The 14,303-nt window shown below is 49.2% G+C and carries 13 protein-coding genes; 3 read left to right on the top strand and 10 right to left on the bottom strand.

Going from position 1 to position 14,303, the window contains the following annotated elements:
* Window positions 1–7: 7 nt before the first annotated feature.
* From IFO68_RS09285 to radA, 3 genes are all read right to left on the bottom strand, one after another.
* Window positions 8–319: a Rieske 2Fe-2S domain-containing protein gene (locus IFO68_RS09285; protein ID WP_192015636.1), complete on the bottom strand. Its 312-nt coding sequence runs from the start codon at window positions 317–319 to the stop codon at window positions 8–10.
* Complete coding sequence (locus IFO68_RS09280) at window positions 320–1,645, bottom strand: iron-containing redox enzyme family protein (RefSeq protein WP_192015635.1); 1,326 nt, start codon at window positions 1,643–1,645, stop codon at window positions 320–322.
* 247 nt (window positions 1,646–1,892) lie between these two features.
* The gene (gene radA / locus IFO68_RS09275) at window positions 1,893–3,281 is read right to left on the bottom strand and encodes a DNA repair protein RadA (protein ID WP_192015634.1); all 1,389 of its coding nucleotides are present in this window, start codon (window positions 3,279–3,281) and stop codon (window positions 1,893–1,895) included.
* A 188-nt stretch (window positions 3,282–3,469) separates the two neighbouring features.
* Between radA and IFO68_RS09270 the strand changes: the two genes are divergently transcribed.
* A complete protein-coding gene (locus tag IFO68_RS09270; RefSeq protein ID WP_192015633.1) occupies window positions 3,470–5,830 on the top strand; it encodes a PilZ domain-containing protein in 2,361 nt (786 codons plus the stop codon).
* A gap of 144 nt (window positions 5,831–5,974) precedes the next feature.
* Here IFO68_RS09270 and IFO68_RS09265 read toward each other — a convergent pair whose 3' ends face one another.
* Together IFO68_RS09265 and IFO68_RS09260 are read right to left on the bottom strand one after the other, a co-directional pair.
* Window positions 5,975–6,610 (bottom strand): glutathione S-transferase family protein, encoded by a 636-nt coding sequence (locus tag IFO68_RS09265; protein WP_192015632.1) that lies wholly within the window; start codon window positions 6,608–6,610, stop codon window positions 5,975–5,977.
* A 229-nt stretch (window positions 6,611–6,839) separates the two neighbouring features.
* A complete protein-coding gene (locus IFO68_RS09260; RefSeq protein ID WP_192015631.1) occupies window positions 6,840–8,030 on the bottom strand; it encodes an MFS transporter in 1,191 nt (396 codons plus the stop codon).
* Window positions 8,031–8,125: 95 nt separating this feature from the next.
* Here IFO68_RS09260 and IFO68_RS09255 point away from each other — a divergent pair, with 95 nt between their 5' ends.
* Window positions 8,126–9,034: a LysR family transcriptional regulator gene (locus IFO68_RS09255; RefSeq protein WP_192015630.1), complete on the top strand. Its 909-nt coding sequence runs from the start codon at window positions 8,126–8,128 to the stop codon at window positions 9,032–9,034.
* A gap of 102 nt (window positions 9,035–9,136) precedes the next feature.
* Here the strand turns inward: IFO68_RS09255 and IFO68_RS09250 are convergent, their stop codons facing one another.
* The 4 genes from IFO68_RS09250 to serB form a co-directional block, all read right to left on the bottom strand.
* The gene (locus tag IFO68_RS09250) at window positions 9,137–10,057 is read right to left on the bottom strand and encodes a PhzF family phenazine biosynthesis protein (protein WP_336510267.1); all 921 of its coding nucleotides are present in this window, start codon (window positions 10,055–10,057) and stop codon (window positions 9,137–9,139) included.
* A 115-nt stretch (window positions 10,058–10,172) separates the two neighbouring features.
* A complete protein-coding gene (locus tag IFO68_RS09245; RefSeq protein ID WP_192015629.1) occupies window positions 10,173–10,667 on the bottom strand; it encodes a GNAT family N-acetyltransferase in 495 nt (164 codons plus the stop codon).
* 43 nt (window positions 10,668–10,710) lie between these two features.
* Window positions 10,711–11,214 carry a YgjV family protein gene (locus tag IFO68_RS09240; RefSeq protein WP_192015628.1) on the bottom strand — a complete coding sequence of 168 codons (504 nt, stop codon included), beginning with the start codon at window positions 11,212–11,214 and terminating at the stop codon, window positions 10,711–10,713.
* A gap of 457 nt (window positions 11,215–11,671) precedes the next feature.
* Window positions 11,672–12,622, bottom strand: a complete 951-nt coding sequence (gene serB, locus IFO68_RS09235; RefSeq protein WP_192015627.1) for a phosphoserine phosphatase — start codon at window positions 12,620–12,622, stop codon at window positions 11,672–11,674.
* A gap of 113 nt (window positions 12,623–12,735) precedes the next feature.
* Between serB and IFO68_RS09230 the strand changes: the two genes are divergently transcribed.
* Window positions 12,736–13,353, top strand: a complete 618-nt coding sequence (locus tag IFO68_RS09230; RefSeq protein ID WP_192015626.1) for a YtjB family periplasmic protein — start codon at window positions 12,736–12,738, stop codon at window positions 13,351–13,353.
* A 155-nt stretch (window positions 13,354–13,508) separates the two neighbouring features.
* Here the strand turns inward: IFO68_RS09230 and deoD are convergent, their stop codons facing one another.
* Window positions 13,509–14,231 carry a purine-nucleoside phosphorylase gene (gene deoD / locus IFO68_RS09225; protein WP_192015625.1) on the bottom strand — a complete coding sequence of 241 codons (723 nt, stop codon included), beginning with the start codon at window positions 14,229–14,231 and terminating at the stop codon, window positions 13,509–13,511.
* Window positions 14,232–14,303 lie beyond the last annotated feature (72 nt).

Raw genomic sequence — 14,303 nt, 5'->3', positions numbered from 1 at the left:
TTTTCCTTTATGATTTACTTTCTGACCATATATGGTAATTATCATTCGGTAACACCACATGAACTAAATCTTTATTGGATATCGCAGGCAGTGAACTTCTCTTTATACAATGCATGCTAATTCGGTTGTCGTGCCAAGGGCAAACTATTGCGCCTGTTTTCTCACACTGTTTACCAAGGTGTAGTGGACCACCGCGATGCGGACATTCAGACGGCAAGACCCAAACTTTACCATCATGCTCAACACGTTTAATGAAAAACTTTTGGTCATTAACAGCAAGTCTGTTATTTTTCTTGGAATCTAAAGATATAACTGTCATTTACACCACCTCAATATGCTTGACAGAGTAAAGACATTTTTCAGAAGTAATTTTTGACAAGTGCAGGATTCCAGACGGAATGATGATCTTATCTCCTGCCTTCATCTGTACCACTTTATCGGGTGAGAAATAAAGGTCTAATTCCCCTTCATCAACCATGAATAACTCATCGTTGTTATGGATATGCGATACTGACACTTCACCAAGTACTTCTTCAAACTTAACTGCACCGCTTACATCGTGGTAATTTTTCGCTTTTGCTATCAGTTCATCAAGAGAGTCATGTACTTCAATATGGCGATACAACTCTTCGTCGGCTATATCTTGTAGAGATGCAAACTCTTCAAATCCTGCCAAAATATCAGGGATTATATATTCACCGTGTAGTTCAACCAGAGGAATGATAATTTTCTCTAGTGCCATTCTTCCATGATGAATATCAATGTGGCTATGTTCATCAAAATACAGAGAGCTCACCCGCCCCTTAAATACATCATTAACAATCTTGGATTGGCTCTTGGTGGTAAAAGCTAACGTCGCTTCAGTATAATAAAGCGCACCGAGGTATTTGAAAAAACGGCTGTGATTTTTAGAAATGTAATGAAAGTAGTTAATGAGTGATAAACTACCTGGCGTATAAAAATTCCAGTAATAGTGGATCATTTCATTTAAACCAACATCTTTCATCATTCCCTCAAAGATACTGGAATGTTTCTTCTCGTGTACACCGTATCCGTATTCATCGATCAGCACTTTAAATAACTCAGACGTAGCAGAGCCGTAATTTCCTAATACATTCCTCGCCATGGCTGACGCTTCAGACAGGAAGTCACCTGCACACTGGATAAAGAAAAACCTAGCCGCTGACTCAGGATCTTTCGAACCTGTTATTTTTTTATAAAGTGTTGACTCACTATTGGCAACATCTTTTATTTTTGTTTTCGTATATTTTACAAAGTCTTGCAGGGTCCAATAACCTGATACATTGATACTTTTTTCCAGAGAAGAAAAGGCAAGATGCTCAAAAGAAGCTAACACTGCAGCTGCATTCTTATAGTTTTCATCACTGTAGAATGTTTTAAATTCTTTTAAATTTACAGCTTTACTGGAAGGCAAAAAGACCAAATCTAACTCATAGGCATTTAAAATTGCACGTTGAATTAACAGGTTTTCATTTGACGAGTAATTATCAAGGTTAACAGATTTCGATAAGTCCAATGCCTTTACATCTTGTGGCCGACAAGGACGCTGATAAGGCGATGCCATGAAAACATCTTTAGGTGCATCTTTAAAATTAGAACAACTCAGAAATGATTCAATTGCCATGTATTACCTCCTATGTAATAAGAAGATCTTACTGGATGGCTATTGAAAATATTTACTAAAGATAAAGAGCAATTCACTTTTTTCAGTGTGAAATTAACACCTGAAGTGTGAAATTGATTAAAAGCGGTAAACCTTTCATCTCCCTGAAAACGCATGGCTGACGGGAACAGAAGCCGGTTGCTGTGTTTGCCTTACACACAACAATCGGCCAGGCAGGAGAATCTGAATAATATAAAAGGTTCGTGGTTTAAACGGCGACCCGCTCAAACGCGGCCAGCGCTTCTTGCAAGTCTTCAACCGCCATGATTTCAATACCGGGAAGCGGGCGGCTCGCATTGGCTTTCGGGATAATCGCACGGGTAAAGCCTTGCTTTGCCGCTTCCCGAATCCGTTCGACTCCGTTCGCTGACGGGCGGATATCACCGTTCAGGCCAATTTCACCAAACACCAGTACATCCTGTGGGATCGGTGCGTTTTTGAAACTGGAGAATATCGCCAGCAAAACAGACAAGTCCGCCGAGGTCTCTTCGATCCGGATCCCGCCGACACAGTTTACAAAGATGTCCATGTCCGACAGCATCACACCACCATGGCGCGCCAGCACGGCAATTGACATCGCCAGCCGGTTAGAGTCATACCCCACGCTCAAACGGCGCGGTACTTCCGTCATCGACTGATTGCACAGTGCCTGAATCTCCACCAGCAAAGGGCGTGTGCCTTCCCAGAGTGTGGTACATACCGAACCTGCATGGTTTTTGTTAGAGCGGCTGAGAAATATCGCCGACGGGTTCTTGACCTGCTTCATGCCGGTTTCTGTCATAGCAAAGAAACAGGATTCAGAATCAGCACCGAAGCGGTTCTTCGAGGTGCGCAATACCCGGAATTTTTCATCCGAGGTCGACGAGAGTGCGAACAAGCCATCGACTATGTGAATCAGCTGCATCGGACCGGCTACATTCGAGTCTTTATTGATGTGGCCGACAATCATGAAAGTCACGCCTTCTGTCTTGGCAAAACGGGTCAGAGCCGCCGCCGACTCTTTGACCTGACTCGGGCTGCCCGCCGCCGATTCATTGTGCGCCACTGTCATGGTCTGGATAGAATCAATAATCACGAAGGAGACTTTCTGCTCAACCACGTGATTGAGAATTTGCTCGACCGAGGTTTCAGCTACCACCTGTATTTTATCGATATTTGGTGTCGCAAGGCGCTTCGCCCGCTGCGAAATCTGGTGAATCGACTCCTCACCCGAGACATACAACGCCTGACGGGATTCCGCAACCGCCCCGATGCTTTGCAGTAACAAAGTGGATTTACCGGCACCAGGATCACCGCAGAGTAAGAGCACGGAACCCGGCACGATACCGCCACCCAGCACGCGGTCAAGCTCTGAAATACCCGAGCTGAAACGCGGCAGATCTTTACTTTCGACATCCGACAACGTCTGCACTTTGGTCGACGAACCGGCATAACTGCTGGCAGCTCCGCCATTTGCACCACCAAGTGCTGACTTGGTTTTGGGAATGGTAAATTCAGTAATGGTATTCCAGGCGGCACACGCACTGCACTGGCCCTGCCAGCGTGGAAAATCGGCGCCGCAATCACTGCAAACGTAAGCTCTTTTGGTTTTCGCCATTGTATCCCTTTTGAGTCTTCAAGCCGTGACCAGAAAGGGCCACTCAGTGCAGGCGACAGCCAATCTGTGGCTAAGAAACAGACAGGACATGCGTCATGCCTGACTTTCCGCCTACAAGCTTATGACAATTCTTCGTTTTACTGCACAATAGGGATCATACCCGATAGAGACCTATTGCTAAAACCACTATGTTGCTGGATGAATACAAAGGACTGATAGAACAACTGCTCCCGGCTTATGACAGCGGGGATTTTAATGACTTGTTTCAGCACCTGACCGCGGATCTCAGTGGCCCGGTACGCTTACAGGTTAAAATGGAAATCAACCGCCTGATGGCCCCCTGCCGCCAGCCTGTTGATTTACGCGGTAAGGTCAGTGGCGAGTGTCGCCCCTACGACATGCACGGTATGACGCACTGGCTGGATGATGTGGCAATGAATGTCTATCGTCGCCGAATCAAAACCTATGGCGAACAATACCGGGTCGGCCTGTTTGAATCGCTGATGAATACCCGCAACAACTTCCGGGTTATGCAGCAGCAGGACACACAAGCTCCGCCACCAGAAGAACCGGCAGAAGCGCTGCCTTTTGGGGCCGAGCTGCTGCGTTTTGGCTACCACCTCAGCCGCAGCGAACAACGTATCCAGATCACCACACCGGTTGTGCTGACTCTGCCCTATTCACAGGAAGTGAACGGCACCACATCAGATATTTCGCCTTCCGGCGCACGCTTTCGGGTGTCTTCCGCCTTCCGCTACCATACCGGTCAGGTTGTCACCGCGTTTTTCCCCGAACTGGCCAAGCAACTCAAAGACGAGCGGCTCGTGCAGGGGATCAGCTACCGGATTCTGGGGGTATCACCCCATGCAGATAACGACAGCTATATCTGGCTGCGGCTGATGCTGATTGAATCCAGTGACGCCCTTAAAGAGGCGATTGAAGCCCGTCAGAAAATGGCGGCCAGCCGCTCGCGCCAGAACCATGAAGATAAAATTATTCAGTCGCGCACCCGGGGCTATGAGCACAGCTTCCTCAAGCATACCAGCAGCATACCGCTGTTTTTTGCCGGTAATGAGCTGAAGTATTGCCTGCAGACAGAGCATAACCGCCACCTGTGGGAACACTGGCATGACGAGCGTAATCAGTCGGTGATCAATCATCTGCTGTCTGAAGATCGTATCCGCACTCTGGGACAGGAAGGCCTGAGCCAGGGCAGTACGCTGATTTACAGCTTTACCCATCAGCACGAAGGCAAAACCTATTTTTATTCCGCCGCCTTGCCTGAGATGAGCGTGGAAGAGCGGCAGTTGTTCTGGCAAATCGGGGCAACAAGAGAAAGCTGGCGGGTTGTTCGCCTGACGCTTTACCCTATCAGCCAGGATGACAAAATCCAGCTGCAGGAAATCGCACCTGAGCTGCTGGAAACCCTCTCCAGTCTGACCCATATCGGGGTACTGCAGAATTTAACCAACAAGGATGGCCAGCACGACTATCGCCTGACAGAAAAACCGGCACTGCCCAGCAAGTACTTACACACATTCCGTCATCCGCGAAATCCCGTTTCCGGCTCGCGTGCCATTTACTTTGATCCCAAGCCACAGCGCAGCGAATCACGCTTTCTGTTCCGCACACCTGTCAGCCTGTCGCAGCCCACCGCTGCGGACAAAGAAGCCAGTATTCTCAGCGGAACCAGTATTGATGTCTCCACCCGCGGTCTGAACATTCGCCTGACTGAACCGCTGGATGCCAAGCGGGGTGATGTGCTGAAAGTCACTTTCGATGAACTGCTGAAAATGGCCAAAGATGCCCCGCTTAAACGCATTCCTTATCAGGTTGTCCGTTTGAGTCCCGACAGACGTAATGTGCAACTTGAAACCGGGCGGGGCGATGACGCCACACGCAGCGAACATTTTCTGCGACGGCTCATCAAGCACAACGAAGAGCGGCTGCCTGTCAGTGAAGAAATCATGCCTGCCGGTCCGCTATTGCAGGCCATGCACCAGATGCTGCTGACACGGCTCAACTGTTTGCCCTTCTTCTGCGAAAAAATTGATAATCAGGTAAAAGTACGCGCGTTGGGCGCTAACCAGCCACTGCCAGCGCTTGGTAAACTGATGATGGAGCTGGGTGATGGCAAGCAGATCAATCTGGCACCCATTTTCCAGAACAGGGTGAAAGCTTTGCTCAGCGAACCGATGCGCCCGATAACCGTCAGTGAGCCTTATGTACACGAAATGTATCTGGCGGTGCTGCCTCAACCGCTTGGTCAGCCCAAAGTGCTCAGCAAGCTTTTCAGTGATTTTCCGACAGGCGACACCCGCCGCCGATTTGCTCAGCAGGCCAGAGAGCAAGGGCATTTTCTGGCGGTACGTATCACCACAGTCCCTATGCTGGATCCGACAACCGCACTGATCAGCCGGGAGCTGGCAGAGCTGTCCCGCCTGGCCATGCACCGCGCCAGAGCGCTGGAAAATGAGTTTACCTCGCTGATGGGATTCGGTGAGTTCTACGACGTGACCGATGAAGTGCTGCTGAGGCTGGGCCTGTAACGCGCATTAGGTTAAATGAGAGCACCAAAAACAGGTATTTCTGACAGGTTGATCTATCGGCCTCTCCCTCACAACAAGAATACAGCTTCAACGTGTTTTGAGGGAGCAGGTCAGATCCGGGTTTACACACAGCTGAAAGGCAGGTTAAGCCCGCTCCTTGTCGGCCAGTTCGAAATGCGCCATCTGATCCGCATAGGCTTTCTTAAAGGCCGGACGGCTGGTTAAACGAACCACGTAGGCTTCCGAAGCCGGGCGGTTACTGACAGCACGCACTTGCGGTATACGCAGCACGTCAGCCATCAGCAGGTCCGCCGCCGTGAACCGATCGCCTGCAAGCCATTCTCGCTCGCTCAGCACACACTCGAGCTGCGCCAGACGCTTGCCCATCCACCCGGTAAGTTCATTGTCGCTATGACCGGAAATCGTCAGAAACCACCAGGATACGCTGACCATTTCGATAGAGTTGAGCGCCGCAAATACCCATTGCAGCGTGTGCGCCTGACCAATAGCATCGCCCGGCATCAGCTTGTCAGATTGCTGCGCAATATGCATAAGGCATGCGCCACTTTCAAATAACTGCAGTTCACCGTCACTCAAAAACGGCACCTGACCAAAAGGCTGACGGGCAAGATGATTAGTCTCGCGGCCATCAAAGGGGATCGTTTGCACTTTGTATGGCAGCCCAGCTTCCTCGCATGCCCATCGCAACCGCAAGTCACGCACGAATCCGCGTGGGCCTTCAGGTACCCAGTCTAACGTCCAGATAGTCAGCTCGCTCATTGTTCAGCTCTCCCGCTCAGTTGCCCAACCAGTAACATAGACTTTCACTGCATCAGGCTTTGTCACACCTGCCCAGCCTGATTCACTATGCCGCAGCCGGTTTATGATATTGATTTAATCAAGCTTAGCTTCAATATCCGCGGTGAGGTTTATCTGGGTAAGGAACTGGCAGCAGAATCATTTTAAAAGGACAACAATGCCTTGCTATTGTCCGAAAATGAATACGGGACTAATCTGTCTGAGGCAGTCGCGACGCTGTTTGGGCAGACGATACACAAAGCTGAGGCGACATTCCAAGCACTGTCAGACCAAGAATCGCAATGGCAGCTCCCAGCCATATTGTGACATGCAGACTAAAGCCTGAATCCAGTGTCAGGCCTGCCGCAAAGCTGCCGAACATAATCCCGGCGTTAATCACAGAAGCGTGCAAAGTATTGATAAAGGCCCGTTGCCCCTGTGGTAACGACATCAGTCGGCTGACCAGGGCCGGGTTGAGACTCACACCACAAAACCCCAACAGCACCAGACAAAGCACTGCTACCCAGCCAATGTCGGCAAACAGCGCAAACATCACAAAGACAGAGATCATAATAGCCAGGCCCCCCATGATTGTCGCTTTAGCATGTTTCACAGCCAGAGCAGCAACGACATAGTTTCCTGCCAGCATGCACAACCCATAAGCCAAGAGTAACCAGGTAACAGCCCCTTCCGGCAGGGCGGCTAAATCAGTCAGAATCGGCACGATAAAGCTAAAAGGCGCATAAACCGCACCAATCACACAAAAGCTGGTCGCAAAAACCCACCATAACCTCACATCCAGTACCCCTTTCAGCTCTTGCTTTAACGGATGTGAAGCTTCTGCGGGTAAAGACGGAACCGCCTTCAGCGTCAAGGCGGCACTGAACACTGCCAGTGCCACGACCACATAAAAGCTTTCACGCCATCCCCAATATTCTGCAATCACTTTTGCCAGAGGCAAGCCGATAATGGTGCCCAACATGATACCCGCCAGCACCATTGCAACGGCTCGCAACGTATCTTTGGGGTCAACCATCCTTGAACAAAGCCCAATCGATACCCCAAAGAATGCACCGGACACCATACCCGTAACAGCACGCGCCAGCATCAGCTGGCTATAGCTGTGTGCCAGAGCGCCAAACAGCTCACCCAGGATAAAAATGGCATACAGGCAAGCCAGAATCATGCGCGGCGGGAAGCGAGAAAGTGCAAGCATGAGGATTGGGCCGCCAATGGCCATACTGGCAGCAAAGGCAGAGACCAGATAACCGACCTCAGCAATTGAAACACCCAGATCTGCTGCCAGCGCAGGCATAAAACCCAGCACCTGCAACTCGCAGGAAATCATGATAAAGATACCGAGACTAAGAAGGTAAACCCCTGAAGGTAAAGGAGATCGCATAAATTCATTCCAAGTGATGTTTAAGGTTCACCCAGTATCATTTATGACATATGATCGATAAACACTTTGAAATCATTTCACTAATGACTTAAATCATGAATGCTGATCTCAATGCCATCAGGCAATTCATTAAGGTGGCCGACAACCAAAGCTTCACCGTTGCAGCCACGCAGCTAGGTATCACGCAGTCGGGTATTTCCAGAGCTATCAGCAGACTGGAAGCACAGTTGGGTGTTAAATTGTTGCACCGCAATACCCGCAGCCTGAGCCTGACCGCAGACGGTGAATTATTTCTGTTTCGCGTCCGCCCATTAATCTCCGGACTTTCTGATGCTCAGCATGAAATGCGGCATCATGGCAACGCCCCCAAAGGCACGCTGAAAGTCAGTGCGCCTTCCGCATTTGGACGGGCTATCCTGATTCCGATCGTCAGTGAGTTACTGGAATCCCATCCCCAGTTGAACATCGAACTGGTTTTGACCGATCGAATAGTCGACATTATTGATGAGGGATTTGATGCGGTCATTCGCAGCGGCCCCGTTGCCGATGCCCGAGTGATAGCCAAGCGCTTATCGTCAGCCAATTGGGTCACAGTGGCCTCTGCCAAATACCTTGCCAGACGTGGCGTCCCAAAGTGTATCAAGGAGTTATCGCAACATAATTGCCTGAGAGTTCGTTTATCTTCAAACGGGCTGATTAACCCATGGCGGTTTACGGATAACGGTAAACCCATCAGCATGGATGTGGGTGGGAATCTGATTCTTGATCACGGCGACCCTTTGGTTGAAGCCGCTGTCTCCGGCACCGGTATTGTACAGTTACTGACTTTCTTCGTTCGGCCATATCTCGCCGACGGACGCTTACAGGAAGTACTCAGCCACAATGCACCGCCTCCTCAGCCGCTGACTTTACTCTACCCGCCATCACGGCAATACTCGGCCAAACTGACTGTGTTTCGCGAGGCGCTCATATCCCACTGGGGTGATCAGGAAGCAGGTACATGACGAGCAGGGGTGCTCCCGTTTGCTGAGATGCAGGTCTACATTTTTCATATCATTTTATACTGTTGAGAACAGAGGAAGGACATTGTCCATTTAAGTACATGGTTATAAGAAGACCTGCTGCAACCCAATTTCATGTGCAAAACCGCCGACCAGTACCTTGGTAATCCCCTGTTCGTTCGACTCAACTGACGCGGTAATGATTGACACACAGTCCATTGCCCTTCCTTGCTCGAAAGTAAAACCATTCGAATATTCGCTACCAAGGTGCTTGGATAAATAGCAGGCTAAGGCGCCGCTGGCACTGCCGGTTGCGGATTCTTCCGGGATGCCAAACAAAGGAGCAAAGTTCCGACAACTCGCTGTCAGCCGGCTGTCTTTCTCACACAGTTCAAAAGCATGGAGACTGACAAGATCATGTTCTTGGCAAAAATCACTGAGTAAATCTTCATTTACCTGGATTCTATCCAGATACCCCAATGGCACGGGAACAATCATATCTGGCAAGCCTGTTGAAATAACCTCGACAGGTAACCCGCTTGACGCCAGAACTGTCGAGTCAATACCAATTAACGCTGATATCGCCTCACAATCAAACACCCCAAGGTATTCAGGTAATTTCTGCGCCATAACGATATGACCATCAGGCTCTATAGTGACGGCAAGTAAACCTGCTTTAGTCCTCTGAACATATTGTCCATCGGTTACGATCCCTTTTTGATACATTGTTGAAAATGCAGCTAAGGTGGCATGACCGCAGAAGTCCACTTCATCCGTTGTGGTAAAAAAAGACAGCTCAAAATCGGCTTCGTCGTCTTGGGATACAAACGCCGTTTCTGAATAACCAACGGCTTTGGCGATGTTAAGTTTTTCTTCGTCAGAAAGATTATCTGCATGCAGCACTACGCCGGCAGGATTTCCGCCGGTGGTATTGGCAGTAAAGGAATTAACCAAATAAGCGTCAATTTTCATCGATTTTAATTTCTCCGTAAAATGTTGTTCCACAAAACGTTTATAAAAAGACATCCATTCTTGTGGAACCTATGTCGCGCTTGCGTTCGGTGTGCTTCTCGGCATTGTTTGATGCGCGCCCGGCACTCTTTGTCTGCTCAAAGAGTGCCGGGGAGTCCATGTAGCCTTATTAACTGACTGCCTCAAAGCGTATGAAGTACATTTCTAAATCCACATCGATGTCCAATGAAACGTCGTAACGGCTGCCTACTATATTTTTGACCGCTGAATCCCAAAACTTCAATGCCGCTTCATTTTCCTTTAGAACACGAATTTGCCACTTACCTGGATGATTAGCTACAACCGCTAAAAGCGCCTTTTTACCAACCCCCTTTCCTTTGAACTTACGCAATACGAAATACTGCTCAATATCAAAAATTTCTGGTTCAATCGAATAGTTTCGAACTAATGCAAAGCCAGCAATTTCCTTATCAACATAAATAAAGTAAGGCACATGACTAGCTTCTTTCCAGTACGAATCCAAAGTCTCAGAATTGAACGCATACAATCCTTCTGAATTTGGCCCCCACCCCATAAACTCTGACATATCATAGACATAATAAGAGAAAAGATTCTCCAATATATTACGCGAACCCAGGTCTATTTGTTTGAGAGATACTTCCATATTTCCTCTTGCCTGCTACTGCCCCTCTTAAACATTTGTTATTTTATACTGCTGCCGAGCTTTTATAGTAGTAGCGATAATAGCCAATTAAGTTACTAAAAATAAAGAGAACTTCCATCAAGACTGCTGTTGGGGAGCCTACAACATAATTATGTATGAGCCAAAGAGCTGTACCGACAATCATAAACTCTCTTAAACGACGGTCATCTTTATTAAACGCAGCGATCGATTGAAAAATGGATGCAAAACAACTAATTACACTGGCTAACCCAGAGTAGGTTACAACAGTCGAGATAACTGATGCAGTGCAGAATAGATATTTGAGCTTTGGCGAAGTGGAAAATACGCTCACCAAATATCGAATGGTAGCGATAACCATTAGACTCGCTGCAGTCCATTGCTCAAGCAGAATAAAATGGCTGGAAATCAACGTTCCAGCGAAGAACAGACAAGTTACAATTTTTCGCCTGTCTTTGAATTGGAATGACATCAAATCAAAGCAAATAGCCACAGCAACTAAGACTTGAGATAGGAAAAATGGTGTCACTAAACCTCCTGTAAATATAACGAATGACATGGACTGCCTCTCATCAGGCTTTGCCATACTAGGTTAGTCTGACTACAAATCGCCGGAGGCCACCATGTCACAATCCGTCTATGGCATTGATTCAGCCAAATCATAACTTCAGTATCCGCAGTGAGCAAACCAAGGCAAGACTTTGATTCAAAATCAATAATGCAAAAAAACCTCCCGATTCTGGCCAATATCCCACAGTGTTCCTTTAGGTACGGGCACCAAAAAAGATCTCAAGGATGCCGTCGCAAGTTGCGCTACTTATACCCGCCCTTCAACACACTTCGTTCGGATCAAAACAGCCAACCAGTAAGCGATTTTGCTTCTGCATCGTGACCGTGATCATTGAGTCTACGAACAAACAGCATTGCTGATAACCGAAAAAAAGCGAAACCGACCGATTTCGCTTTTTCCATTGTTTCAGAATCACCTACCAGCCGATTTTCTGCGGCCAGAGGGAAGCGGAAAGAATACACAGCACGCCGCCGAGATCGGCGTAGCGGACGGCGGCGGGTGCGGCTGCTACCACTTTGGGTTTGGCATGGTAAGCGATACCCAGCCCGGCAGCGGCCATCATCACCAGATCATTGGCGCCGTCACCGACCGCAACCGTGTTGTGCCTGGCGATATCGTATTCTTCTGCCAGCTCGCGCAGGATATCGGCCTTGGTTTGTGCATCGACCACGCTGCCGAGTACCTGACCGGTTAGTTTACCGTCAACGATTTCCAGCTGGTTGGACTGGGCGTGAGTCAGGTTCAGCTCGTCTTTGAGATAATCAGAGAAATAGGTAAAGCCGCCGGAAGCAATCGCGGTTTTCCAGCCATAATGGTGCAGCGCCATCACCAAATCGCGCATTTCCGGCATCAGAGGCAGCTGGTTGCGAACTTGCAGCAGAATGTCAGCACTGGCGCCTTTGAGTGTGCCGACGCGCTGGCGCAGGCTCTGTTCAAAATCCAGCTCCCCCTGCATGGCTCGCTCAGTCACTTCCGCCACCTGCTCACCGACACCGGCCAGTTTGGCAATTTCATCAATGCATTCGATTTGAATCGCCGTGGAGTCCATATCAAACACCACCAGACCCGGCTCGGACAAATCCGGCAAGTCTTTATAATGGGCGTAATCAATCTTATTGGCGTCCAGCGCACTGATCAGGGTGTCGGACAAGGGATTGGTCAGCAGCAGCACATCGTACTCGCCCACCTTCCAGGCGGCCACCGGCGACAGGCTCTCACCAGTCTGGGTTTCAAGACGATCGATACGATCTGTGGTCAGAGATTTACTGTAAATCACTGAAGCCACGTGTTTAACATCCAGATTACTGCTGGCAACACAGTCTGGAAAGCGGGTATGAAGCGAAGTATGTTTTTTTATGGTCAGCACTGTATATCACATCCCTGTAAAGGCGTATTCAACTCCCTTCAAAGTACCCTATTGCAATTTGTCAGGGCAAGTCCCAATATTGCTCAGTTAGCCTTATCGAAGAAGTCACGACTATGTTTAAGTTCAAAACTGTACGCATGCAGCGTATCTGGCAGTTTCTGGTATTAGCCGTTAGTTTTGCCGGCTTGATTACCATGCTGGAGTACGGCGCCCGGCTGAATCAGAACAACTTCAACATGCTGAGTGAGCAGACGCAGTCGCTGTCTCGCATTATCGCCCGTCAGGCGGCCAGCACAGCAGCTGGCGATATTCTCGACAAACAGCAGGACAAGCTGCAGGATCTGGTCAACCGTATTTCCGATGAACCCCTGATACTGGACGCCAGTATTTATGATCTTGAAGGTGTTCCGCTGGCGCAAACCGAAGATGCGATGCCGCTTGAGCAGGTGTCCGGCCTGACCACCCCTCTTTCTACTGCCAGTATCGGCCGCCAGCAACTGGTTCAGCCTGTGATGACCGATGAGGGGCAAGTGGTCGGCTTTATCCGCCTGACGCTGGAACACGGCAAACTGGTCCAGCACGCCGCGGATCAAATCGACACTATGACAAACACGGTGCGGGGCATGCTGCTGGTTGCACTGTTCATCGGTTTTATTCTGGCTTATACCTTCGGGCGCCGAAAAGACGTGTGGCATTTCCCCTTCCTGCTGACGGCCAACGCCAAGGATTAGCTATTCTTTCCGATACGGCGAAAGCGCTTGCAGAGCTGCATTGTCCCACGTTGTATGAGCAAAAAAAAGACGACCATGCGGTCGTCTTTTGCTTTGAGTCAGAGGCCGAAGCCTCTTTTGCGCGTCCGCCTGTCTCCACAAGCGTAGACTCAAACTCAGGCGTCTTTATCACCCAGCAGGACAGATTCCAGGGCGATTTCCATCATCTCTAAAAACGTGGTCTGACGCTCATCAGAAGTCGTCGCTTCGCCACGCAGAATGTGGTCAGACACAGTACATATGGTCAGGGCTTTGGCACCGAATTCCGCCGCCACACCGTAAATCCCGGCCGCTTCCATTTCCACACCCAGAATGCCGTACTTATCCATGGTCTTGAAGAAGTCGAAATCCGGGTTGTAGAACAAGTCGGCTGAGAACAGGTTGCCAACTTTGACTTCAATACCTTTGGCTTTGGCGGCATCCACGGCATTTTTTACCATGCCAAAATCAGCAATGGCCGCAAAATCGTGACCACCAAAACGGATGCGGTTCACTTTAGAGTCGGTCGAGGCTCCCATGCCGATCACCACATCGCGCAGATTGACGTCATCACGCACGGCACCACAGCTGCCGACACGGATGATTTTCTTCACGCCGAAGTCTTTGACCAGCTCAGTGGCATAGATAGAACAGGATGGAATGCCCATACCGTGGCCCATAACAGAGATCTTGCGACCTTTGTATGTGCCGGTGTAACCGTACATATTGCGCACATTACAGACTTCTTTCACCTCTTCCAGGAAAGTGTCTGCGATGAACTTGGCACGCAATGGGTCGCCCGGCATCAGAACCACGTCGGCAAAATCACCCATTTCAGCGTTAATATGTGGAGTAGCCATCTGTTCGCTCCTTAAATTTGTTGAGTGCCTCATCCATTATGGATGAGGCAGTGGCGCATTCAGCGTCAAACC

The sequence above is a fragment of the Photobacterium arenosum genome (genome assembly GCF_014841115.1).
In the GTDB taxonomy this organism is placed as follows: domain Bacteria; phylum Pseudomonadota; class Gammaproteobacteria; order Enterobacterales; family Vibrionaceae; genus Photobacterium; species Photobacterium arenosum.
This window is presented reverse-complemented; position numbering and strand designations above follow the sequence as displayed.

Coding starts and splice junctions, on each gene's coding strand:
- deoD (WP_192015625.1), bottom strand. CDS start 14,231: ATGGCTACTCCACATATTAACGCTGAAATGGGTGATTTTGCCGACGTG.
- IFO68_RS09270 (WP_192015633.1), top strand. CDS start 3,470: ATGTTGCTGGATGAATACAAAGGACTGATAGAACAACTGCTCCCGGCT.
- IFO68_RS09285 (WP_192015636.1), bottom strand. CDS start 319: ATGACAGTTATATCTTTAGATTCCAAGAAAAATAACAGACTTGCTGTT.
- radA (WP_192015634.1), bottom strand. CDS start 3,281: ATGGCGAAAACCAAAAGAGCTTACGTTTGCAGTGATTGCGGCGCCGAT.
- IFO68_RS09280 (WP_192015635.1), bottom strand. CDS start 1,645: ATGGCAATTGAATCATTTCTGAGTTGTTCTAATTTTAAAGATGCACCT.
- IFO68_RS09265 (WP_192015632.1), bottom strand. CDS start 6,610: ATGAGCGAGCTGACTATCTGGACGTTAGACTGGGTACCTGAAGGCCCA.
- IFO68_RS09245 (WP_192015629.1), bottom strand. CDS start 10,667: ATGGAAGTATCTCTCAAACAAATAGACCTGGGTTCGCGTAATATATTG.
- IFO68_RS09255 (WP_192015630.1), top strand. CDS start 8,126: ATGAATGCTGATCTCAATGCCATCAGGCAATTCATTAAGGTGGCCGAC.
- IFO68_RS09230 (WP_192015626.1), top strand. CDS start 12,736: ATGTTTAAGTTCAAAACTGTACGCATGCAGCGTATCTGGCAGTTTCTG.
- IFO68_RS09250 (WP_336510267.1), bottom strand. CDS start 10,057: ATGTCTTTTTATAAACGTTTTGTGGAACAACATTTTACGGAGAAATTA.
- IFO68_RS09260 (WP_192015631.1), bottom strand. CDS start 8,030: ATGCGATCTCCTTTACCTTCAGGGGTTTACCTTCTTAGTCTCGGTATC.